Origin of the sequence: Actinoplanes missouriensis 431 (assembly GCF_000284295.1) — a bacterium.
Lineage (GTDB): Bacteria > Actinomycetota > Actinomycetes > Mycobacteriales > Micromonosporaceae > Actinoplanes > Actinoplanes missouriensis.
Genome location: NC_017093.1, coordinates 6,053,654 through 6,076,180 on the forward strand (window position 1 = coordinate 6,053,654; position 22,527 = coordinate 6,076,180).

Below are 22,527 nucleotides of genomic sequence, written 5' to 3' on the forward strand. Positions count from 1 at the left end.
ACGAATGCGCGGCGTTGACCGCCTCAGGCTTCCGCCCCGGCTATAGATTGTCAATCCTGGAAATCAACTATTAACTGCTGCTGTCCTGGCAGCGACAACGGGGTAGTCTGCGCTGACGAATAACTCCTGACCCTCCGGGCGTCGGCGCGGCGGCCGATCAGAACGGCATGGGTGCGACGCAGGCCGCCGGACTGGTCAGGCATCTGTGGTGGATCTACCTGGCCGTCACGTCGGTGGCCGCTGCCGCGTACCTGATGGCCCCGGTCGACGCCGCCACCCGGTGGATCTACGTGGCGGTGAACAGCACCGCCCCGATCGCCACCTGGTACGGCCTGGTCCGGCACGCGCCGCGCCGGCGGCTCGGCTGGCAGCTCATCGCGACCGGACTGGCCGCCTCCGCCCTCGGCGACGTGCTCTTCGCGAGCTACACCTCCCGCGGGCTGACCGCGCCCTTCCCCTCCGTCGCGGACGCGCTCTACCTGCTCGGGCACCTCGCGATCGCCGCCGGGACAGCGGCCCTCGCGGCCCGCGCCGGCCGGACCGCGTTCATCGACGCGGCGATCATCGTGGCGCCGCTGGCCGGCCTCGCCTGGCTCGTCGTGCTGGACCCGATCCACACGCTCGGCGGCACCCCGCTCGCCCAGTTCGTCGCGATATCCGCCCCGGCCAGCACGCTCTTCGTGGTGTACTGCGCGCTCGCCCTGGCGCTCGGCATCCACCTGCGCACCATCGGCGCCCGGGCCCTGCTCCTCGGCCTGTTCGCCTGGTTCGTCTCGGACACGCTCTACACCCAGCAGAGCCTGGCCGGCACCTACGCCGAGGGCAGCGCGATTGACCTCGGCTGGATGGCGATGCCGATCCTGATCGCCACGGCCGCCCTGCACCCGTCCATGGTCGTCACCACCCCGCGCCGGTCCGCGCTGGTCATGCTCACCGTGCCGCGCGCGGTCACCCTCTTCAGCGCCTCGCTCGTGCTGCCCACCGTGCACCTGTTCTGGGGGCCCGAGCCGGACACCCCGCTGATCATCGGCGCCGCGGTCGCGATGTCGCTGGTCGCGATCCGGCTCATCGCACCGATCCACGAGCTGGCCCGGCGCGCCGCGCACGACCCGCTCACCGGCCTGGCCAACCGCAGCCTGCTGATGGACCGGCTGGCCCTGGCCCTCGGCGCGCTGCCGGTCGGCGGGAGCACCCGGACCGGCCTGCTCTTCTGCGACCTGGACCACTTCAAGATGGTCAACGACAGCCTCGGTCACGACGCCGGCGACAAGCTGCTGGTCGCCATCGCCGACCGGCTCCGGGACACGGTCCGCGGTGGTGACCTGGTCTGCCGGCTCGGCGGCGACGAGTTCGTCGTCCTGATGCCGGCGGTCACCGAGGCCGACGCCGACGCCGTCGCCGCGCGGATCGCCGAGCGGCTGGCCGAGCCGCTGCGCCTCGCCGACGGCAGCGAGTTCTTCGCGTCGCTCTCGATCGGGCTGCGCACCACCGGCGACGGCAGCGACGACCCGGACGCGCTGCTGCAGGACGCCGACATCGCGATGTACCAGGCGAAGTCCACCGGCCGGGGCCGGACCGTCCGCTTCGACGCGCAGAGCCGCGCGGAGGCGGCGCAGCGGCTGCGCCGGGACGCCGACTTCCGCCGGGCGCTGCACCACCCCGGCGAGCTGTTCTGCGTCTACCAGCCGGTCTACCGGGTCGACGACGGCAGCCTCAGCTCGGTGGAGGCGCTGGCCCGCTGGCGTCACCCCCGGGACGGGATCCTGCTGCCGGCCGCGTTCGTGCCGATGGCCGAGGCGACCGGGATGGTGGCCGCGCTCTTCGCGGCCGTGCTGGAGCAGGCCCTGCACGAGCAGCGCACCTGGTACAACCGGACCGGCGGCTGGATACCGATCGCGGTGAACCTCTCGCCCCGCCAGCTCGACGCCACCACGACCGAGGCGGTGCTGACCGCGCTGCGGCGGGCCGGAACGCCGGCAGCCGCGCTCACCCTGGAGCTCACCGAGACCGGTCTGGCCGAGCCGGAGACCGTGGAGGCGGCGCTCGGCCCGCTGCGCCGCGCCGGGGTCAAGCTCGCGGTCGACGACTTCGGCACCGGGTACTCCTCGATGGCCCGCGTCGCCGACCACGGCTGGGACATCGTGAAGATCGACCGCACCTTCGTCTCCGGCATCGCCGCCGACCCGGCCCGCCGCTCGCTCGCCGACGCGATGGTCGGGATGGCGCACGCCCTCGGCATGGTCTCGGTCGCCGAGGGGGTCGAGGATCCGGCGGACATGGCGGTGCTGCGGGAGCTCGGCTGCGAGTACGCCCAGGGGTTCCTGCTGGCCCACCCGCTGGACGCCACCGAGATCCTCGACCACATCGCCGCCGCCGAACAGAACCGCCTGGCCCTGGTCCCGCCCCGCGGGTGACTCAGGAGGCGACAGCCCCGCGCAGCACCGCGTCCACCAGCTTCTCCGCGAACCCCTCGTCCGGCACCAGGTGCTGCAGGCGCAGCATCGACTGGATCATCGAGGGGGCGGAGAGCATCAGCGCGGTCATCTCCACGTCCAGATCGGCGCGGAGCTCGCCGGTCGCGACGCCGCGTCGCAGCACCTCCCGCATCACCTCACGCCGCGGCTCGATGACCGCCTGGTGCATCCGGGCCAGCTCGTCGTCCTTGATCAGGTCGGGGAGCAGGCAGGCGGTGACCTTGCCGTAGCGCTGGGCGCGCGGCGTGCGGTTCGCCTGGATCAGGGCGATCAGATCCTCCCGCACCGACTGCCCGGCCAGCTCCGGCAGCGGGCCTTTCATGGCGCGGACCGCGTCGGCGATCAGCGCCTCCTTGTTCGGCCAGCGGCGGTAGATGGTGGCCTTGCCGACGCCGGCTCGCGCCGCCACCGCCTCGATCGAGACGGCGGCGGCACTCTGCCCGTCGCTGATCAGCGCCAGCACCGCGTCGAGGATGGCCTCGTCGGCCTGGGCGTTACGGGGCCGGCCAGGAGCCTTACGCTCCTGGCCGGCGTCGGTGCTGGTGCTCATGGCGTTCATTGTTACCGAGTGGTTTCCGCGTCGGCCAGTTCCCTGCCCTGCTCCTGCGCGGGACTCTCAGCAACGGCCGGCGCCGGCGCGGCGGCGGGGCGCTTACCGGGCAGCCAGAGGGCCGCGACCAGGGCGCCGAGCAGCGCGAACACGGTCGAGCCGACGGACGCGTAGTGCATCGCCGTGACGAACGCCTCGTTGGCGCCGGTCAGCAGCGCGGGCGCGGCGGATCCGGCCTGCCCGGCCACCGCGTAGGCGCCGGCGATCGACTCGCGGGCCAGGTCGGCGGCGGCGTCCGGCAGCCCGGCCGGAGCCTCGAGGTTGCTGCGGTAGACCGAGGAGACCACCGCGCCGAGGACCGCGACGCCGAGCGCGCCACCGAGCTGGCGGATCGTGTTGCTGACCGCCGAGCCGACACCGGCTTTCTCCCGCGGCAGCGCCGACATGATCGCCTCGGTGGCCGGCGGCATCACGTTGGCCATGCCGACGCCCTGCACGAAGAAGGTCACCGCGACGATCCAGATCGGGGTCTCGGCGCCGATGAACACCCAGAGGGCGAGCGCGCCGGCGACCAGGACCAGGCCGACCGTGCTGACCGCCTTCGGGCCGAACCTCTTGACCATGCCGGCGCTGAGCGGCGCGAAGATCATCTGACCGAGCGCGAACGGGACGAAGAGCGCGCCGGACGCGAGCGGGCCGTAACCGCGGACCATCTGCAGGTAGAACGCGCCGAAGAACATCGAGCCCATGGCCGCGAAGAAGACCAGGCCGATGATGCCGGTCGACGCCGAGAACTGGCGGTTCGTGAAGAGCCGCACGTCGAGCGAGGGGAACGTGATCCGCTTCTCGTAGAGCACGAACGCCACCATGATCAGCAGCCCTGCGGTGAGCGTGCCCCAGGCGAGCGGCTCGCCGAACCCGTCCTCGCCGCCCTTGATCACGCCGTACGTGATGAGGGTGAGGCCGACGATCGAGAGCAGCACGCCGATCACGTCGATCCGGTTCGGCTTCGGGTCCTTGGACTCCGGCACCAGCACGAACACCAGCGCCACGCCGATCACCACGATCGGCACGTTGATCAGGAAGACCGAGCCCCACCAGAAGTGCTCCAGCAGCACGCCGCCGAGCACCGGGCCGATCGCCACGGCCAGGCCGACCGCGCCGGCCCAGACGCCGATGGCGCGCGGGCGCTCCTTCGGGTCGAAGACGTTCGCGATGATCGAGAGGGTGGCCGGCATGACGGCCGCGGCGCCCAGGCCCATCACGGCACGCGCCGCGATCAGCATGTCGGGGCTCGTGGCGTACGCCGAGAACAGCGACGCCAGACCGAAGACGATCAGGCCGAACACGAGCGAGATCCGGCGCCCCAGCCGGTCCGCCAGAATGCCGGCGGTGAACAGCAACCCGGCGAAGACCAGGGTGTACGAGTTGATCGCCCATTCCAGCTCACTCTGGCTGGCGCCCAGCCCCTGCTCCGGGTCGGCGATCGTGCGCATGGCGACGTTCAGCACGGTGTTGTCGAGAACGACCACCAGCAGGCTGATCACCAGCACGCCGAGAATCGCCCAGCGCCGGGGATGCCCGGCCTGTGGTTGAACGTGGGTACTCATGGACTGGCGCCCCCGAAGACCATTTCCGATACGGAACGGTTCCGTATCACAAAGCAACCTAACGACCCCGGATGTGAAACGGAACGGTCTCGTATCGAAAGTAACCCCCGTCACAGAGGTACGCCTCGAGACAGCGTGGTGGCTCCGGGCGCGATCCGCACCCGGATTTCACCCGCGGGGGGACGGCTCCGCGACGGGAGCGAGCGAAGCGAGGAAATACTGATTCGCCAGCGAAAACGGGTTCACTTACGTTGCAATCGGGACATGAGAGATGACCCGTCCGAATCCGCACAGGCTCGGACCGAGGTTCGGGCGGCGCTGCACGCGTGGCGGGACAGCCTCGTCGACCTCGGCGACACCAACCGGCTGATCAACTTCCCGACCGACAACCCCGACCTCGTGGAGATCGTCGGCCCGGAGCCGGAGAGCCTGGTCCGATCGCTGCACGCCGGCGCCGAGTGCCCGCTGGCCGGCACCGGCGCCGACCCGCAGCAGCACGCCGCCACCGACGACCTGCTGCGCACCGAGATGCCGGACCCGGTTCTCGACGCCGCGCTGCGCCGGATGCTGAAGAAGTCCCGGCAGGAGTACCTGGACCGGGGCGTGTCCGTGCTGCACCTGGTGCTCGGCCTGCTGCGCTGGCGGGACGAGGAGGAGAACCCGTTCGCCAGCCCGATCCTGCTGATGCCGGTGGAGCTGGTCACCGCCGGTCCCGGCGACCCGCCCCGGCTGCGGCTGCGCGACGACGAGACGGTGCTCAACCCGGCGCTCGCGATCCGCCTGCGCCGCCTCGGCATGGAGGCCCCGGCCGTGGACGGGCACGCCGAACCGGACGTGTCCCGGATCTGGTCCGGGCTGCAGAGCGCCGTCGCCCGGCGCCGGGGCTGGCACGTGGAACGCACCGTGCTGCTCTCCTGCCTGACGTTCCACAAGGAGGCGATCTACCGGGACCTGCTGGTCAACGAGGACCGGATCCTGTCGCACCCGGTGGTGCAGGCGCTGGCCACCACGAGCGGGAAGCAGACCGGCACGTTCCGGTTCGCCCCGGTCCCGCCCGCGGTCGTCGACCGGGTCGCCCCGCCGGAGCACGTGCCGCTGGTGCTGGACGCCGACGCCTCGCAGCGGGCCTGCATCGCGGCCGCCGTCGCCGGGCACAGCTTCGTGATGGACGGGCCGCCCGGCACCGGCAAGTCGCAGACCATCGCCAACATGATCGGGTGCCTGCTGCACGCCGGCAAACGGGTGCTGTTCGTCTCCGAGAAGGCCGCCGCGCTGGACGTGGTGCACCATCGGCTCGTCGAGGCCGGGCTGGACCGGTACGTCCTGGAGCTGCACGGGCACAAGGCCGGCCGCAAGGAGGTGGCGACCGCCCTCGCGGCCGCCCTGGACGACGGTCCCGCCCCGGTGGACGGCCCGGACCCGGCCGACCGGCGGGGCACCCGGGAACGGCGGGAGCAGCTCAGCGCGTACGCGACGGCGATGAACGAGACCCGGGCGCCGCTCGGCCGCAGCCTGCACAACGTGCTCGGGCTCTGCGCCCGCCTCCAGGACGCCCCGGCCGCGCCGGTCCCGGTGATCCAGCCGGACGCGGTGACCCCGGAGTCGGTGCGCCGGGTCATGCAGGCCACCGGCCGGCTCGCCACCGCCTGGCGGACCGTCGTCGACCGCGACGCCCTGCCCTGGCGTGACGTCGTCACCCGGGAGCCGCTCGATCCGGCGCTGTCGGCGGCGGAGAGCGCGCTGGCCGGGCTGACCCGCGCGGTGCTCGCCGACCGGGCGCCGGTGGAGGCGTTCGGGCTGAGCGGCACCGAGGACGCCGGGACCCTCGCCCGGCTCGCCGCGCACGCCGCCGCGCGGCCGCCGCACGTCAGCGACGCGTGGCTGACCGCGCCCGCCCTGGACGACCTGCGGCAGGCCGCCGAGGCGCTGGGCCGGGACCTGACCACGGTCCGGGCGGCCCGCGAGGCGGCCACCCGGCGGGCCGGCGCCTCCTGGTCGGCGCTGCCGGACGCGGCCGGGCTGCCCGAGGTGCCGGATCTGAGCGGGCTCACCCCACCGGCGGTCGAACTGGATCCGCTGACCGCCGCCGAGGCCGACCGGCAGGCCCGGCTCTGCACCGAGGCCGCCGACACCCTGGAACGCCACCGGGCCGTCGTGGACCGGGTCACCGCGAAGCTGGGTTTGCCGAACGCGGTGAAGGTCGCCGACATCGGCCGGGTGGCGACGATCGCCGAGCTCGGCGGCCGCCCGCACCGGCCCGAGCCGTTCTGGTTCTCACCGGGCGTGGCAGGCACCGTCGCGGCCGGGGCGCCGGCGCTGCGCCGGGCCCTGGAGAACCTGGTCGCCGCCGAGATGCGGGCCCGGCCGTTCTTCGCCGAGGCGATCCTCACCCAGCCGGTCGAGGAGCTCGCCGACCGGTTCGCCCGGGTGCACCGGGGGTGGCGCAAGCTGCTCGGGGCGTACCGGAAGGATCGGCGGATCATCGCGGCGTTCGTGATGCCCACGGCCGCGGTGCGCGACGCGCTGCCCCGGCTGGAGACGGCGGTGGCCTGGCAGCGGGCCCGGCAGGACCTGACCGCGGCGGAGAGCGCGTACGGCGCCGCGCTGGGCCGGTACTGGCAGGGACCGGGCACCGACTTCACGGCGATCGACGAGGCGCTGGGCGTGGTGGAGACGGCGCTGCGGGCCGCGCCACCGGCCTCGGTGCCGGCGGTGGCCGCGTACGTCTGCGCCCCCGACCCGGACCCGGAGCTGATCCGTCTCGCGACCGGTGCCCGGGACGCCGTGCTGGCGAAACAGGCCGGCCTGCCGGACCTCTCCCAGGGCCCGATCGACGCCGCGATCGAGTGGCTGCGGGAGAACGCCACGGCCCTCGCCGCGATCGCCGCGACGGTGCACGCCTACGACGTGGCGACCGGGCGGACCCTGGACTACGCCGAGGTGCAGCGGCTGGGCCGGCTCCGGCGGGAGGTCGCCGAGGCGGAGGCGTCGATCGCCGGGAACGCCGGCACCTACGCGGCGGTGTTCGGTGACGCGTACCGGGGTGGCGAGACCGACGAGGCGGCGCTCGCCGCCGCGGTGCGGTGGACGGCCGGCACCCGTACCCTGCTCACCGGCGCCGACCAGCCGCTCACGGTGGCGCAGGCGAAGGCGCTGCACGACCTGCGGCCGGTGACCGGGCTGGACAGGCTGGCCGAGCAGTGGGCGCGGGCCCGGCAGGCGGTGCTCGACGCGTTCGGACCGGCACGGCGCGCGGAGCTCACCGCCGAGCTCGGCGATCCGGACCGGGCGGCGGCGTTCCTGCGGCGGATCCGCGGGGACGCGGACGGCCAGGAGGAGTGGTTCGCCGCGCTGGACGCCCGGGCCGTGCTCAGCGGGCACGGCCTGGACACGGTGGTGGAGTTCTGCGCGGACCGCCGGCTCGACGCCGAGCAGGTGCGCCCGGCCGTGGAACGCGCGCTCTTCCGCGCCTGGGCGGACGCGGTGATCCAGGCCGACCACCGGCTGCGCCCGTGGCGGTCGGGCGACCGGGACCGCCTGGTCGCCGAGTTCCGGGCGCTGGACAGCCGGCTCGCCGCGGCGGCCGTCGGCGACATCGCCGAGTCCGTCGCCGCGCGCCGCCCGGACGGCGACGGCCCGGCCGCCGGCCTGCTGCGCCGCGAGGCCGTGAAGGCCAGCCGCCACCTGCCGGTCCGGGAGCTGATCGGCCAGGCCCGGGAGCTGGTCCTCGGCCTGCGGCCGTGCTTCCTGATGTCGCCGCTCACGGTCAGCCAGTCGCTGCCCGCGGACATCCGCTTCGACGTGGTGATCTTCGACGAAGCGTCCCAGGTCACCCCGGCCGACGCGATCAACTGCATCTACCGGGGCGCCGCGCTGATCACCGCGGGCGACGACCGGCAGCTGCCGCCGACCAGCTTCTTCGACCGGACGCTGGGTGGCGGCGACGAGCCCGAGCAGGAGCTCGCGGTCCTCGACTTCGAGTCGGTGCTGGAGCTGGCGAAGGGCTGCGGCGCGTTCGCCAGCCTGGGCCTGAACTGGCACTACCGCAGCCGGCACGAGGCGCTCATCGCGTTCTCCAACCACGCGTTCTACCAGGGCCGGCTCAGCGTCTTCCCGAGCGCGAACACCGGCGGGCCGGACACCGGGGTCACGCTGCTGCCGGCCGGCGGGGTCTACCGGCGCAGCACCACGCGGGACAACCCGGTCGAGGCCGAACGGGTGGCCGAGCGGATCGTGCACCACTTCACCACCCGGCCCGGCCTGTCGCTCGGCGTCGTCACGTTCTCGGTGGCGCAGGCCGAGGCGATCGAGCGGGCCGTCGAGGTGGTCGCGGCGGGCCGCCCGGAGCTGGAACGCATCCTCGACGACGACCGGCTGCACGGCTTCTTCGTGAAGAGCCTGGAGGCGGTGCAGGGCGACGAGCGGGACGTGATGATCTTCTCGATCGGGTACGGCTACGACGAGGCCGGCAAGATCAGTGCCAACTTCGGGGCGCTGAACCGGCCGAACGGCTGGCGGCGGCTCAATGTGGCGATCACCCGGGCCCGGTACCGGGTGGAGATCGTCACGTCGATCCTGGCGCGGGACGTGCCGGAGACCGACAACGAGGGTGTCCGGCTGCTCGCGGAATACCTGGAGTACGCCGAGCGCGGGCCGGCCGCACTGGACGTCGCGGTCCCGGCGGCGCAGGCCGACGGCGCGGACGGCCCGTTCCAGGAGTCGGTCATGGACACCCTGCGGTCCTGGGGCTACCCGGTGCAGGCGAACCTGGGCTGGGCCGGCGGCCGGGTCGATCTCGGCGTCCGGCGGCCGGACCGGCCGGACAACGGGTACCTGCTCGGGATCCGGTGCGACGGTGGCGCGTACGGCGGGTGCACCGCCGCCCGCGACCGGGACCGGCTCAGTGAGCAGGTGCTCCTCGGGCTCGGCTGGAACCTGCACCGGATCTGGTCGATCGCCTGGTACCGCGACCGGGCCGGTGAGGAGGCCCGGCTGCGCGCGGCGCTGGAGGTGGCCGCCGGCAGCCCGCGCGCCAAGCTCACCGAACGGCGGAATCTGGTCGCGGTGCCGTCACCGGCCGGCTCGTGAGCTCGTCGAGCTGGGCGATCAGCTGGTCCGGACCGGCCGCCGGGTCGATCCGGAACAGCTGCGCGGCGTCCAGCGGCGGCACCGCGACGTGCGAGATCAGCGGGTGGAACGGGCGGTCGTCCCGCTCCCCCGCGCCGAAGAGGGTCTCGGCCAGCTTCTCCCCCGGCCGCAGCCCCGTGTAACGGATCTCCACCGGGCTGCGGGCCAGCTGGACCATCTGCCGGGCCACCTCGGCGATCCGGACCGGGTCGCCCATCTCCAGCACCAGTGCCTCGCCGTCGCGCCCGATCGCGGCGGCCTGGATGACCAGGTGCACCGCCTCCTGGGTGGTCATGAAGTACCGGGTCACGTCGGGGTGGGTGACGGTCACCGGCCCGCCGTCGGCGATCTGCGCGCTGAATGTGGTGAAGACCGAGCCGCGGCTGCCGAGCACGTTGCCGAACCGGACACTGAGGAACATCCCGGGCCGCCGGCTCGCGGTCCACGCGGTGAGCCGCTCGGTGATCCGCTTGGAGTACCCCAGGACGCTCGTCGGGTCGGCGGCCTTGTCGGTGGAGATGTTGACGAACCGTTCCACCTCGCCCGCCGCGTCCAGCACGTTGAGCGTGCCGAGCACGTTGGTCTTGAGCGCCTCGCCGGGATGGCGCTGCAGCAGCGCGAGGTGCTTGAGCGCGGCGGCGTGGAACACCACCTGCGGCCTGCGGGTCCGGAAGATCGTCCGGATCCGCTCGGCGTCGCGCAGGTCGGCCAGGATCACCGCCGGGTCGTCGAGCCGCCCGAGCGGGTCCAGCGACAGCTGCACGGCCTGCAGCGCGCTCTCGTCCCGGTCCAGCATCATCAGCTCGGCCGGCTGGAAACGGTGGATCTGCCGGCACAGCTCGGAACCGATCGAGCCGCCGGCGCCGGTCACCAGCACCCGCTTGCCGGTCAGGTAGCCGGCGATCGCCGTCAGGTCGGTCTCGATCTGGTGCCGTCCGAGCAGGTCGGTGACCTGCACGTCGCGGATGTCGTCGACGGCGACCGGGTGGTCCATCAGCTCACTCATCGACGGCACCACCTTGAAGGTGGCGCCCGCCGCGACGGTCCGGTCCCGGACCGCGCGGACCAGCTCGGCCTCGGCGTTGGCGACGGCGAAGACCACCAACCCCGCTCCGGTACGGGTGAGCACGGCCGGGAGGTCGTCGCGGGCGCCGAGCACCGGCACCCCGGAGATGTGCAGGCGGCGCTTGCGCGGGTCGTCGTCGATCAGCCCGACCGGCAGATACCGGCTGTTCGGATCGTGCAGCATGCTGCGCACCAGCAGCGTGCCGGCCTCACCGGCGCCGAAGAGCAGGACCGGCGCCGCGGTGCGCTGGTCCGGCCGGCGCCGGCGCTGCCGCCGTGCGCGCTGCGCGTACCGGACGGCCAGCATGAGCACCAGGGCGACCGCCCCGCCGGCGAGCGGCGCGAGCGGTGGCACCGGCCGCCGGGAGAGCAGCATGTCGAGCGCGAGCAGGACCGCGGCGGTGCTGCCGGTGGTGATCGCGGCGGCACGGACCTCTTCGAAGCTCGCGTAGGGGTACCGGCCGCGGTACAGATGCCGGGTGTGCCCGATGGCGAGCTGCAGGACGACCGCGAGCGCGGCGGCCAGCAGGTACCCGGTGAGCCGCCGCCGGTCCAGGTCGGTGCCGTAACGGGTGAGGATCGCGGCGAACAGGCCGGCGATCCAGGCGGCCGCGTCGGTGGCGGCCGCTCGGAGGTTCCAGGCACGTACCGGCATGGTCGTCCTCCCCGCGCGGCAAACGACCGGTCCCCGAGACTTTATCACCATATTTAGGCTAAAAAGCGGACTTTCTTGATACCACCTCTTCCGGAGGAAGTCCGGATCTATCGTCACAGACAGCCAGCGGGACGGGGAGGTCTGCCATGGGCCTGCGCGACTACCTCGGCGTCGCCAAAAGACACTGGTGGCTGGTGACGGCCTGGGTCCTCGTCGCGCTCGGCGCCGCCACGGTCGTCACCTTCAACACCACCCCGGTGTACGCGGCCCGCGTCACCTTCTTCTTCACCGCCCCGATGGCCGCCGCCGCCGAGCTCTACCCCGCCAGCATGTTCAGCACCAGCCGCCTCGCCACGTACGCCGCCCTGCTCACCAGCGACGAGATAGCCGCCCCGCTCGCCGCCATGCCGGAAGTGGGCCTGAGCGCCACCGAGCTGGCCGAGCGGATCAGCTCGGAGACGATCGCCGACACGGTCCTGATGGAGGTCACGGTGGAAGACCCGTCGCGGCGACGTGCCCTGTTCGTCACCGAGAAGCTGTCGGTGCTCTTCAAGGACGCCGTGGAGAACCTGGAACGGCAGCAGACCGCCTCGGCGATCCGGGTCGAGGTGGTCGACGGGCCGCACCTGGAACCGGACCCGGTCGAGCCGCAGCCGCTGAACAACCTCGCCCTCGCGCTGATGGGCGGCCTGATCATGGGGGCCGGATCGGCGGTGCTCCGCGAGATCGCCGACAGCACGGTGCGCAGCGCGGACGCCCTGCAGACGCTCACCAGCGTGCCGGTGCTGGCCCGGATCCCGCTCGACGGCCGGGTCCCGTCCCAGGCCGGCCCGTTCGTGTCGGCGCACGACTCGCCCCGCACCGAGGCGCTGCGCCAGGTCCGCACCCTGCTGCAGTCGGCCGCCGCCGAGCAGTCGCTCAAGACGCTCGCCGTCACCAGCGCGGTCCCCGGCGAGGGCCGGTCGTCGACCACGTGCAGCCTGGCCCTGCTCTTCGCCGAGACCGGTCAGCGCGTCCTGGTGGTCGACGCCGAGCTGCGCCGGCCCCGGCTGGCCCGGTTCCTCGGCCGGGAGACGGCGACCGGCCTGAGCACGGTGCTCAGCGGGAGCGCCACCGTGGAGCAGGTGATCCAGCCGTGGGGCGCCGGGCTCTGGCTGCTCGCCGGCGGGCAGAGCCCGCCGAACCCGAGCGAGCTGCTCAGCTCGCCGCGGATGACCGAGGTGGTGGACGAGGTGCGCCGCCGCTTCGACGTGGTGATCTTCGACTGCCCGCCGCTGCTGCCGGTCACCGACGGCGAGGTCATCGCCGCCCGCGCCGACGGCACGCTGCTGGTGGTCCGTTACGCCGGCACCTCCGGCGCGGAGGTCACCGGCGCGGTCCGGGCGCTGCGCGGGGTGAACGCGACGCTGCTCGGTTGCGTGCTGAACATGGTGCCGCTCAAGGGCCCGGACGCGTTCCCGCGCTTCGAGCAGTACACCGCGACGCCGAAGACCCGCCGGGGTGGCCGCCGCCGGGCACCCCGCCTGCTGGAGATGGCGGCATGAGCGCGGACCGTCCCGTCGCGGCGCCGGGCGGCCTGAGCACCCCCGCCGAGCGGCAGGTGCCCGGGCGGATCGCGGAGATCTTCGACAGCAGCCCGGACGACCTGCCCACCCGGCTGGCGAACCTGACCCGGTACGCCCGGCGCGCCCAGGTGACCCGCTTCGCCGCGCTGTACGAGCTGTTCAAACTGGCGCTGCCGGTCAAGGGCTCGATCGTCGAGTGCGGCGTCTTCCGTGGTGCCAGCTTCATGACGTTCGCCCAGCTCAGCGCGGCGCTGGAGCCGACCAACCTGACCCGGCGGATCTACGGGTTCGACTCGTTCGGCGGCTTCCCGCAGGTTTCCGAGGCGGACCGGCCGGAGACCACCGAGGTGCGTGCCGGTGACCTCGCCGCGGACAGCTACGACGAGTTGAACCGGCTGCTGGAGGTCTACGACACCGACCGTTTCCTGGGTCATCTGCCGAAGGCGCGGCTGATCCGCGGCGACGTCACCGAGACGATCCCGGCGTTCGTGGCGGAGAACCCGCACCTGGTGATCAGCCTGCTCTTCCTCGACCTGGACCTGTACGAGCCGACCCGGGTGGCGCTGAAGGAGTTCCTGCCCCGGCTGCCCCGCGGCGCGGTGCTCGCCTTCGACGAGCTGGACAACCCGCTCTGGCCGGGCGAGACGTCGGCGGTCCTGGACGAGGTCGGGCTGAACCGCCTGGAGCTGCGGCGGTTCGATTTCGACCCGTACATCGGATATGCGGTGATGTGACGTGGACTCCCTGTCGCTCGCCCGCGCGGTCCGCGCCCACGTGCTCCGGATGACGAGCACCGGCCGCAGCTCGCACGTCGGCTCCGCGCTCTCCTGCGCCGACCTGCTGGCCGTCCTCTACGCCGGCGTGTTGCGGGTCGACCCGGAGCACCCGGAGTGGCCGGACCGGGATCGCGTGATCATGAGCAAGGGGCACGCCGGCGCCGCCCTCTACGCGGTCCTCGCCGAGTCCGGTTTCTTCGACGCGGCGGTGCTGCACCGGCACTACCAGAACGGCTCGTTCCTCTCCGGGCACGTCAGCCACGTCGGCATCCCGGGCGTCGAGTTCTCCACCGGCTCGCTCGGCCACGGCCTGCCGGTCGGCGCCGGGTTGGCCTGGCGGGCCCGGCAGACCGGCCGCGAGTGGCGCACCTACGTGCTGCTCGGCGACGGCGAGTGCGACGAGGGGAGTGTCTGGGAGGCGGCCATGTTCGCCGGGCACCACGAGCTGGCGACCCTTGTCGCGATCGTCGACTACAACCGCATGCAGTCGCTCGGCACGACCGACGAGACGCTGCGGCTGGAGCCGTTCGCCGACAAGTGGCGCTCGTTCGGCTGGGACGTCGTGGAGGCCGACGGGCACCACCACGCCGAACTGCTCCCGGCGCTGCGGGTGCCGCGGACCACCGAGCGGGCCCGGCCGCGCTGCGTGCTCGCGCACACGGTCAAGGGCAAGGGCGTCTCGTTCATGGAGAACCAGGTGCTCTGGCACTACCGGCCGCCGTCGGCCGAGGAGCTGGAACGGGCGCTGGCGGAGGTGGGCGCCGGATGAGGAACCGGTTCTTCAGCGGCCTGCTGACCGCCGCGCTGGTCGACCCGGACCTGGTGCTGATCACCGCGGATCTGGGGTTCGGCGCGGTCGACGACTTCGCCGCGGCGCGGCCCGGGCAGTTCGTCAACGCCGGGGTGGCCGAGCAGAACATGGCCGGGCTGGCCGCCGGGATCGCCCTGGCCGGCGGCCGGGTGTTCACCTACTCGATCGCGAACTTCCCGACCCTGCGCTGCCTGGAGCAGATCCGCAACGACATCTGCTACCACCACGCGGACGTGACGGTGGTGGCGGTGGGCGGCGGGCTGGCGTACGGGGCGCTCGGCATGTCCCACCACGCCACCGAGGATCTGGCGATCATGCGGGCGCTGCCCGGGATGGCGGTCGCGGCGCCCGGCGACCCGGCCGAGGTGGACGCCGTGCTGTCCGACCTGCTGGCCGGGGGCGGGCCGGCGTACCTGCGGCTCGGCAAGACCGGTGAGCGCATGCTGCACACCGGCGGGGTGTCCGCGCCGCGCGGCACGTCGATCCCGCTGGGCGGCACCGGCGGCGAGGTGCTGCTCTGTTCGACGGGAGCGATCCTCGACGCCACCTGCGACGCCGCGCAGCTGTTACGGGCCAAGGGGATCCGCGCCGACGTGCGCTCGTTCCCCTGGCTCGACCCGTTCGACGCCGTCGCGGTCCGGCAGGCGGCCGGCGAGTACGAGGCGCTGATCACCGTCGAGGAGCACTCGATCGTCGGCGGCCTGGGCAGCGCCGTCGCCGAGGTGCTCGCCGAGTCGGCCGGCGGCACGCCGCTGATCCGGATCGCCCTGCCACCGACCTCGTCCTCGGTCGTCGGGGACCAGCAGTACCTGCGCGCCGCGTTCGAGCTGGACGCCGAGTCGATCAGCCGGCGCGTCCGCAACCACCTGGAGGCGAACCGTGGACTGGCGAGTCAGATTCGTTGACTACCCCGAGCAGTGGCGGCGGCAGCGGGCCGAGCTGCTGCCGATCATCGAGGACACCATCGCGCGGGGCGACCTCATGCTCCGCCGGCAGCTGCACGACTTCGAGGAGCATCTGGCCGCGTTCAACCACTCGGCCCGCGCGGTCGGGGTGAGCAACTGCACCGACGGGCTGCGGCTGCTCGCGCACGCGCTGGACATCGGGCCGGGCGACGAGGTGGTCACGGTGGCGCACACCTTCATCGCCACGGTGTCGCCGTTCGTGCTGCGCGGCGCGAAACCGGTCTTCGTCGACATCGGGACGGACCACCTGATGGACACGACCCAGCTGGCCGCGGCGATCACCGAGCGGACCCGGGTGGTCATCCCGGTGCACCTCAACGGCCGTACCGTCGACATGCACGCGGTCGGCAAAGCCGCCGCGTCCGCCGGGGCGGTCGTCCTGGAGGACGCCGCGCAGGCCCTGGGCGCCACGTTCGACGGCCGGACCGCCGGGACGTTCGGGCTGGCCAGCACGTATTCGTTCTACCCGGCGAAGATGCTCGGCGCGCTCGGTGACGCCGGCGCGGTGCTCACCGACGACCAGGAGCTGGCGAACCGGCTGCTGCGGCTGCGCGACCACGGCCGGGTGCAGAAGGCCGAGATCGACGGCTGGGGTTACAACTGCCGGCTGGACAACCTGCAGGCCGCGATCCTGGACTACCGGCTGGGCAGGCTGCCCGGGTGGATCGAGCGGCGGCGCGAGCTGGCCCGCCGGTACGACGAACGCCTGCGCGACATCGACGGCCTGCGCATCCCGGTCGGGCCGGACGCCGACCCGCTGCGCCGCGACGTCTACCAGAACTACCCGGTCACCACCGAGCACCGGGACCGGCTCGCCGAGCACCTGCGCGCGGACGGCATCGAGACGCTGGTCTCCTGGCCGATCCCGCTGCACCACCAGCGCGGGCTGGGCCTGGACCACTGGAAGCTGCCGCGCACCGAGGAGCTCTGCCGCCAGGTGCTGTCGCTGCCGATGCAGGTCGAGCTGGAGGACTGGCAGATCGACCACGTGGCGGACAGCATCCACCGGTTCTTCGGGAGACCGGCATGACCCTGCCCTTCCTCAGCGTGGTCATCCCCTGCTGGAACGAGGCCCGTTTCGTGGCCGCGTTCCTCGACTCGGTGTTCGCCACCACCTACCCGGCGGACCGGATGGAGGTGCTGCTCGTCGACGGGATGAGCGACGACGGCACCCGCGAGATCGTCCGCCACTACGCGCTGCGCGACCCGCGGCTGGTCCTGGTCGACAACCCGGGACACAGCAAACCCGCCGCCCTCAACCTCGGCATCCGGCAGGCCAGGGGCGACGTCGTGGTCCGTCTCGACGTGCACGCCGAGTACCCGCCGGACTATCTGGAGAGCTGCGTCCGGGGCCTGGTCGAGCACCCGCGGGCGGACAACGTCGGCGGGATCCGGATCTCCCGGGCCCGCGACGACACGCTGCTGGGCCGGGCCATCGCGCTCTCCACCACCAGCGTGTTCGGTGCCGGGAACTCGAAGTACCGGGTCGGCGCCTCCGGGCCGCAGTGGGTCGACACGGTGTTCGGCGGCTGCTACCGCAAGTCCGTCTTCGACCGGATCGGCCTCTTCGACGAGCAGCTCACCCGTGCCCAGGACCGGGAGTTCAACCATCGGCTGCGGGCGTCCGGCGGCAGCATCCTGCTGCTTCCGGAGATCACCTGTACGTACTACGCGCGCAGCGACTTCCGGGAGTTCTGCTCGTGGACGTTCGAGGCCGGGTACTGGCCGTTCCGGGCCAGCCGCACGGTGGGCCGCTGGATCGGGTCGTGGCGCAACGTCGTACCCATGGGATTCGTCCTCGCCCTCGCGGCCGGCGCCGCGGCAGCCCCCCGCAGCCGGACGGCCCGGCGTGCGACCGCCGTGGTGCTCGCCACCTACGGGCTCACCGCGCTCACCTTCGCCGCCCGCCTGGCCCGGCAGCACCGGGACCCCGGCCTGGTCGTGGCGCTGCCGCCGGTCTTCCTCGCCACTCACGTGATCTACGGAGCCGGCTCACTCAAAGGGGCCCTGGAGCGGACATGAGCGACATCCTGCACTACTACCGGGGCCGGGTCGCCCTGCACGCGATCCTCGAGGGCCTGGGCGCCGGTCCGGGCGACGAGGTCGTCGTCCAGGCCTACACCTGCGCCGCCGTGGTCGAGCCGCTGCTGCGCCTCGGGGTGCAGCCGGTCTACGCGGACATCTCCCGGGACACCTTCGGCCTCGACCCGCAGCGGCTCCCGGCGCTGCTCACCCGGCGTACCCGGGCGATCGTCGCGCAGCACACGTTCGGCATCCCGGCCCCGATGGCGGCGATCACCGCGATCGGCCGGGAGCGCGGCATCCCGGTGATCGAGGACAGCGCGCACATGACGCCCGGCACCGTGGCCCGCGCCGACTCGGTCGCCTCGTTCTGGTCGTTCGAGTGGGGCAAGCCGGTGGTGGCCGGCGTCGGCGGGACGGCCGTCGTGCACGATCCGGGGCTGGCCGCCGAGATGCGCCGCGGCTACCACCGGTACACCTCACCGCCGCCGCTGCGGGAGGCGATGATGGCCGCCGAGTACCTCGCGTACCGGATGGCGGCCGGCACCGGCATGCTCTGGCGGCTGCGCACCCTGTACCGCCGCCTGTCCCACGCCGGCGTGGTCACCGGCTCCTACTCCCCCGACCCGCTGACCAGCCCGGAGTACGGCTGGCGGATGAGCCGCAGCGTCCGCTGGCGGCTGCCGTCCCGGATCGTCACGGGTCACGCCGAGGCGGCCCGGCGCCGGCACGCCACCGGCCGGGACCTCGGTTACGTGCCGCACCGGATCCCGGTGGTCGTCGGCGACAAGGACCGGGTGCTGCGCGAGGCGGCCGCGGCCGGGCTCGAGGTCGGCGACTGGTTCACCACGCCGGTCCACCCGCTCGCCGGAGGTGACCTGGCCGCCGTGGGCTACCGGCCCGGCAGCTGTCCGAACGCCGAGTGGGCCGCTGCCCACGTGGTCACCCTCCCGGTACGCGCCGGCACCCGTCCCGCCGACCTCGACCGGGCCCTGGCCCGCCTCGCCCGGATCGAGGCGAGCGTCCATGCCTGAGCGTTTTCGTGTCGTCAGCGGGCCGTTCACCGACCGGCAGATCGCCGCGGTGGCCCGGTTGCACGCCGCCGAGGTGCCGGAGGGATTCCTCTCCTCGCTGGGCGAGCCGGTGCTGCGGCTGCTCTACCGGCACGTGGCGAACAGCCGGCTGGGCGTGGTGCTGCTCGCCGAGAGCGCCGACACCGGTGAGCCGCTCGGCTACATCTGCGGCGCGATCGACACGTCGGCGCTCTTCGCGGAGTTCGCGCGGCGGCGGTGGGCGTCGGCCGTACCCCTGCTGGTGCCGCGGCTGATGCACCCGGCCCGCGCCCGGCGGATGCTGGAGACGCTCGCCTATCCCGGATCCTCGGATCCGGGCCTGCCCCGTGCCGAGATCCTGAACTTCGTGGTGACGCCGGCGATGCGCGGCCGGGGGGTGGCGGCGCTGCTCTTCGAGAACCTGATGGGCTGGTTCCGGCACCACGGCGTGCCGGCGGTGAAGGTGGTGACCGGGGAGCAGCAGCGGCGGGCGCAGGGCTTCTACGAGAAGTCGGGGAGCGCGCTGCACGGGCACACCGCGATCCACCGCGGTTCGCAAAGCCGGATTTATGTTCATAAGCTGGTAGAAGGTGGTTACGCTCCGAGAGTGACCCCACGCTACGACGCGATCAAGCGGGCCATGGATGTCGCCGTCGCCGCGGTCGTGCTCACCGCCACCGGCCCGGCCGCCGCCGCGGTGGCCTGGCGGATCAAGCGGGAGGACGGCGGCCCGGTCCTCTACCGGGGCACCCGTATCGGCAGGTACGGCAAACCGTTCGCGATGCTCAAGTTCCGCAGCATGGTGGTCGACGCGTCCCGGCTCGGCGGGCCGTCCACCGCCGACGACGATCCGCGCCTCACCCGTACCGGGAAGTTCCTGCGCCGGTGGAAGCTCGACGAGCTGCCGCAGCTGGTCAACGTGCTGATCGGCGACATGAGCCTGGTCGGCCCGCGCCCGCAGGTCGCCTCCGACGTGCAGCGCTACACCGCCGAGGAGATGCGGCTGCTGGACGTGCGGCCGGGCATCACCGACTGGGCGTCGATCGTCTTCCACGACGAGGGCGCGATCCTGGCCGGGCACGAGGACGTCGACCGCGCCTACGACGAGCTGATCCGGCCCGGCAAGATCGCGCTCGGTCTCGCGTATGTGGAGAACCGCGGTCTCGGCACCGACCTGCGGATCATCGCGCTCACCGCGCTGGCCCTGCTCGGGTACCGCCGCACCACCGAACTGCTGCAGCGCGAGGTTCCGCTCGACCTGGCGCGCATCCGGCGTTGAGACTGCTCCGGGCGGTTCCCCGCGCGGTGCGGCGTGACTACGCCGCCAGCCTGCTGTCGCAGTGGTTCGTGCTCGGCATCGGCTTGTTCCTCTTCTACGTCGTGGCCCGGCGCGGCGGCGCGGCGGGGTTCGCCTACTACCAGATCGCGCGCGGGGTGGTCAGCTCGTTCCAGCCGCTTGCGATGATCGGTCTCGGTCAGGGCCTGCACCGCTACCTGCCCCGGACCAGCACCGGCACGGAACGGCTCGCCCGTCAGGCCTTCGGCATCCAGGCCGCCGTCACGGTCGGGCTCATGCTGCTCGGCATCGCGCTCGGACCGCAGGTCAGCCGCCTGCTCGGACTGCACGGCGGCACGCTCGCGGTCGCCGCCATCATGGTCATGTTGATCGGCAACTGCCTTTGCTCGACGGCCGTAGCCGCGCTGCGCGGCAGCCATCAGGTCGCCCGGGCAAACACCATCTCCGCTGTCGGATTCGGACTCACCCCGATCCTCGCGGTCCCCGCGGCAGGCCCGGTCGAGCACTTCCTCCTGGCACAGGGCGCAGGCATGATCCTGGTCGCCGCCTGGGGGACGTTCACCGTCCGTCACCGCTCGCCGGCACCGCCGGCTCCCGCGTGGTCCAGGTCCGAGCCCACCTTGCGCACCTTGATGGGGTACGGGCTGAGACGCCTCCCCGGAGACATGGCGCTGCCGGCGCTCTTCACCTACCCCACCTTCGCCGTCGCGGTGGCGCTGCCCGGCGGCCCGGAGGCGGGTTTCGTCGGTTTCGCCTCCTCCGCCGTGACGCTGATCTGCTCGCTCTTCGGCACCCTGACGCCGGTCCTGCTGCCCCGGCTCAGCCGCCTCTTCCAGCACGGCGCCGTGGCCGACGGCCCGGACCCCACCCGGTCCATGCTGCTCCGGCTGCCGCTCTACGCCGCCCTGCTCGCCGCCGTCGCCGCCGCGTTCGTCGCCTCGGTCGCGCCCACCCTGGTCACCGGCTTCCTCGGGCCGGAGTTCACCGGAGCGATCGGCGTCCTGCGGCTCGGTGTGCTCTCGGCGATCCCGCTCGCCGTCTTCTACGCGGCCCGCCCCACCCTGGACGCGCTGCTCGACCGCCCGGTGATCAGCCGGCTGCTGCTCGCCTGCCTCGCCCTCCAGGTCACCGTCACGCACGTGGCACAGCTGACGCTCCCCGCTCCGCACGCCGCGGTCCTCGCGCTCTGCGTCGCCGCCACCGTCCTCGGCGCCGGCGCGCACCACCTCGTCGTCCGGGCGCTGCGGCCATGACGCCCCCGGCTCTCGCCTCCCCCACTGAGCGCCCCCGTCCCGGCGGGGTGGTGGTCCTCGCGTTCATCGCCACGCTCGCCGGCCGGTTCGTGCTGACCCGTCTCGGCCTCGAGGTCCCGATCCTCAACGACGTACGGGTCCTGCTCTACCTCTGCCTGATCCTGTGCCTGCTGCTGGAGTCGCACCGGATCGGCCGGACCGCGGCGGCCGGCGGGTACTGCCTGCTGCCCATCTTCGGCCTGCTCGGATACCAGATCCTGTCGGCCTCCTGGGCACCGTCGAACGCGGTCACCGGCCCGATGATCGGCGACCTGGCCGCGACCGCGTTCCTCATCCTGGTCTACTACTTCCTGGCCCGCTGGGACCGCGACCACGTCACCCGGATGACCCTGCACCTGTTCCACATCGCCGCCTGGCTCTACTTCCTGGCCGCAGCGTCCGGGCGCGGCCACGCCTCGAACGGCCGGTGGGCGGCGCTCGGCGGCGGCCCCAACGTCTTCGTCCGCGTCATGATCCTCGGCTGCATCACGTCGCTGTACCTCTACGCCCGGAGCGGCCAGAAGCTGTACTGGCTGGCGCCCATCCCGGCCTTCCTGTTCGGCGCCCTCGCCTCCGGCTCGCGCGGCGGCATGGCGGCGCTCGGCATCACCGCCGTCGTCGCCGTCCTCGCGATCCGGCCCAGCCTGCGCTGGAACAAGATAGCGAAACCCCTCGGCTTCCTCGTCGTCCTCTCGATCATGGTGGCGCTGACCGCCGGGCGGGTGATCGCCGACTTCGTGCAGACCCGGTTCGTCGAGGCCACTGTCGGGCAGGGCTACACCTCCGACCGTGACGTGCTGTTCTCCTGGGCGCTGCGGCTCTTCTGGCAGCGCCCACTGCTCGGCACCGGCATCAACGGCTTCCACGCCATCGCGAACCTCGGCGAAGGCGAGCGGTACGTTCACAACCTCCCGCTCTCGGTCGCCGCCGAGGGCGGTTTCGTGGGGCTGTCGCTGCTGGGGCTCGCGTGGTTCGGGTTGTGGCACGCGTACATCCGGACGCCCCGCACCGAACGCAGCCTGGAGGCCCGCGCGTCCGCCTACTGCGGCATCTACATCGGCGGGACGTCGCTCTTCTCCGGCGACTACTTCGACGCCCGCATCATGTGGATCATGCTGGTGCTGGCCGCGGTCCGCCCGGCCCGCCGCCGAGGAGCCCGAGCCCCGGCCGACGTGAGCCACCCCTGGTCCCGGGTCTCAACGTGACCCCTCACCCACCCCAGCCCCGGGCACACGGTGACCAGGGCCGCCGCCCGTCCGCAACCGC

Annotated in this window: 15 protein-coding genes; 12 read left to right on the plus strand and 3 right to left on the minus strand. The window is 72.9% G+C overall.

From position 1 onward, the window contains the following. The first annotated feature begins 167 nt into the window (after positions 1–167). Positions 168–2,414: a putative bifunctional diguanylate cyclase/phosphodiesterase gene (locus tag AMIS_RS27865; RefSeq protein ID WP_014445772.1), complete on the plus strand. Its 2,247-nt coding sequence runs from the start codon at positions 168–170 to the stop codon at positions 2,412–2,414. A 1-nt stretch (position 2,415) separates the two neighbouring features. Here the strand turns inward: AMIS_RS27865 and AMIS_RS27870 are convergent, their stop codons facing one another. Together AMIS_RS27870 and AMIS_RS27875 are read right to left on the minus strand one after the other, a co-directional pair. Continuing rightward, on the minus strand, positions 2,416–3,024 hold the full coding sequence (locus tag AMIS_RS27870) for a TetR/AcrR family transcriptional regulator (protein ID WP_041831351.1): 609 nt from the start codon (positions 3,022–3,024) through the stop codon (positions 2,416–2,418). A gap of 11 nt (positions 3,025–3,035) precedes the next feature. Beyond that, positions 3,036–4,634: an MFS transporter gene (locus AMIS_RS27875; RefSeq protein ID WP_014445774.1), complete on the minus strand. Its 1,599-nt coding sequence runs from the start codon at positions 4,632–4,634 to the stop codon at positions 3,036–3,038. Between the two features lie 264 nt (positions 4,635–4,898). Here AMIS_RS27875 and AMIS_RS27880 point away from each other — a divergent pair, with 264 nt between their 5' ends. Continuing rightward, a complete protein-coding gene (locus AMIS_RS27880) occupies positions 4,899–9,722 on the plus strand; it encodes a DUF4011 domain-containing protein (RefSeq protein WP_014445775.1) in 4,824 nt (1,607 codons plus the stop codon). Here AMIS_RS27880 and AMIS_RS27885 read toward each other — a convergent pair. Next, positions 9,673–11,481, minus strand: coding sequence for a polysaccharide biosynthesis protein (locus AMIS_RS27885; RefSeq protein ID WP_014445776.1), 1,809 nt, complete (start codon positions 11,479–11,481; stop codon positions 9,673–9,675). The two genes, AMIS_RS27880 and AMIS_RS27885, sit on opposite strands and share 50 nt — an antisense overlap. A 146-nt stretch (positions 11,482–11,627) precedes the next feature. On the opposite strand from AMIS_RS27885, the gene AMIS_RS27890 reads away from it, so the two are divergent. Genes AMIS_RS27890 through AMIS_RS27935 form a run of 10 tightly spaced genes read left to right on the plus strand, consistent with a single transcriptional unit; the run spans position 11,628 to position 22,466 of the window. After that, entirely contained in the window at positions 11,628–13,025 is a 1,398-nt protein-coding gene (locus AMIS_RS27890; RefSeq protein WP_014445777.1) for a polysaccharide biosynthesis tyrosine autokinase, read from the plus strand. Beyond that, complete coding sequence (locus tag AMIS_RS27895) at positions 13,022–13,780, plus strand: TylF/MycF/NovP-related O-methyltransferase (RefSeq protein WP_014445778.1); 759 nt, start codon at positions 13,022–13,024, stop codon at positions 13,778–13,780. The genes AMIS_RS27890 and AMIS_RS27895 overlap by 4 nt, the downstream gene beginning before the upstream one ends. Position 13,781: 1 nt before the next feature. Further along, positions 13,782–14,591, plus strand: a complete 810-nt coding sequence (locus AMIS_RS27900; protein ID WP_014445779.1) for a transketolase — start codon at positions 13,782–13,784, stop codon at positions 14,589–14,591. Beyond that, complete coding sequence (locus AMIS_RS27905) at positions 14,588–15,538, plus strand: transketolase family protein (protein ID WP_014445780.1); 951 nt, start codon at positions 14,588–14,590, stop codon at positions 15,536–15,538. Before AMIS_RS27900 ends, AMIS_RS27905 begins: the two co-directional genes overlap by 4 nt. After that, on the plus strand, positions 15,513–16,628 hold the full coding sequence (locus tag AMIS_RS27910; RefSeq protein WP_014445781.1) for a DegT/DnrJ/EryC1/StrS family aminotransferase: 1,116 nt from the start codon (positions 15,513–15,515) through the stop codon (positions 16,626–16,628). The genes AMIS_RS27905 and AMIS_RS27910 overlap by 26 nt, the downstream gene beginning before the upstream one ends. Continuing rightward, positions 16,625–17,620 (plus strand): glycosyltransferase family 2 protein, encoded by a 996-nt coding sequence (locus AMIS_RS27915; RefSeq protein ID WP_014445782.1) that lies wholly within the window; start codon positions 16,625–16,627, stop codon positions 17,618–17,620. The genes AMIS_RS27910 and AMIS_RS27915 overlap by 4 nt, the downstream gene beginning before the upstream one ends. Further along, a complete protein-coding gene (locus AMIS_RS40870) occupies positions 17,617–18,654 on the plus strand; it encodes a DegT/DnrJ/EryC1/StrS family aminotransferase (protein ID WP_014445783.1) in 1,038 nt (345 codons plus the stop codon). Before AMIS_RS27915 ends, AMIS_RS40870 begins: the two co-directional genes overlap by 4 nt. Continuing rightward, entirely contained in the window at positions 18,647–19,951 is a 1,305-nt protein-coding gene (locus tag AMIS_RS41290) for a GNAT family N-acetyltransferase (RefSeq protein ID WP_014445784.1), read from the plus strand. The genes AMIS_RS40870 and AMIS_RS41290 overlap by 8 nt, the downstream gene beginning before the upstream one ends. Further along, positions 19,948–21,222 carry a lipopolysaccharide biosynthesis protein gene (locus AMIS_RS27930; protein WP_014445785.1) on the plus strand — a complete coding sequence of 425 codons (1,275 nt, stop codon included), beginning with the start codon at positions 19,948–19,950 and terminating at the stop codon, positions 21,220–21,222. The genes AMIS_RS41290 and AMIS_RS27930 overlap by 4 nt, the downstream gene beginning before the upstream one ends. Then, the gene (locus tag AMIS_RS27935) at positions 21,219–22,466 is read left to right on the plus strand and encodes an O-antigen ligase family protein (RefSeq protein ID WP_014445786.1); all 1,248 of its coding nucleotides are present in this window, start codon (positions 21,219–21,221) and stop codon (positions 22,464–22,466) included. The genes AMIS_RS27930 and AMIS_RS27935 overlap by 4 nt, the downstream gene beginning before the upstream one ends. Positions 22,467–22,527: the final 61 nt, after the last annotated feature.

Coding starts and splice junctions, on each gene's coding strand:
- AMIS_RS41290 (WP_014445784.1), top strand. CDS start 18,647: ATGCCTGAGCGTTTTCGTGTCGTCAGCGGGCCGTTCACCGACCGGCAG.
- AMIS_RS27915 (WP_014445782.1), top strand. CDS start 16,625: ATGACCCTGCCCTTCCTCAGCGTGGTCATCCCCTGCTGGAACGAGGCC.
- AMIS_RS27890 (WP_014445777.1), top strand. CDS start 11,628: ATGGGCCTGCGCGACTACCTCGGCGTCGCCAAAAGACACTGGTGGCTG.
- AMIS_RS27880 (WP_014445775.1), top strand. CDS start 4,899: ATGAGAGATGACCCGTCCGAATCCGCACAGGCTCGGACCGAGGTTCGG.
- AMIS_RS27895 (WP_014445778.1), top strand. CDS start 13,022: ATGAGCGCGGACCGTCCCGTCGCGGCGCCGGGCGGCCTGAGCACCCCC.
- AMIS_RS27875 (WP_014445774.1), bottom strand. CDS start 4,634: ATGAGTACCCACGTTCAACCACAGGCCGGGCATCCCCGGCGCTGGGCG.
- AMIS_RS27935 (WP_014445786.1), top strand. CDS start 21,219: ATGACGCCCCCGGCTCTCGCCTCCCCCACTGAGCGCCCCCGTCCCGGC.
- AMIS_RS40870 (WP_014445783.1), top strand. CDS start 17,617: ATGAGCGACATCCTGCACTACTACCGGGGCCGGGTCGCCCTGCACGCG.
- AMIS_RS27865 (WP_014445772.1), top strand. CDS start 168: ATGGGTGCGACGCAGGCCGCCGGACTGGTCAGGCATCTGTGGTGGATC.
- AMIS_RS27885 (WP_014445776.1), bottom strand. CDS start 11,481: ATGCCGGTACGTGCCTGGAACCTCCGAGCGGCCGCCACCGACGCGGCC.
- AMIS_RS27905 (WP_014445780.1), top strand. CDS start 14,588: ATGAGGAACCGGTTCTTCAGCGGCCTGCTGACCGCCGCGCTGGTCGAC.
- AMIS_RS27870 (WP_041831351.1), bottom strand. CDS start 3,024: ATGAGCACCAGCACCGACGCCGGCCAGGAGCGTAAGGCTCCTGGCCGG.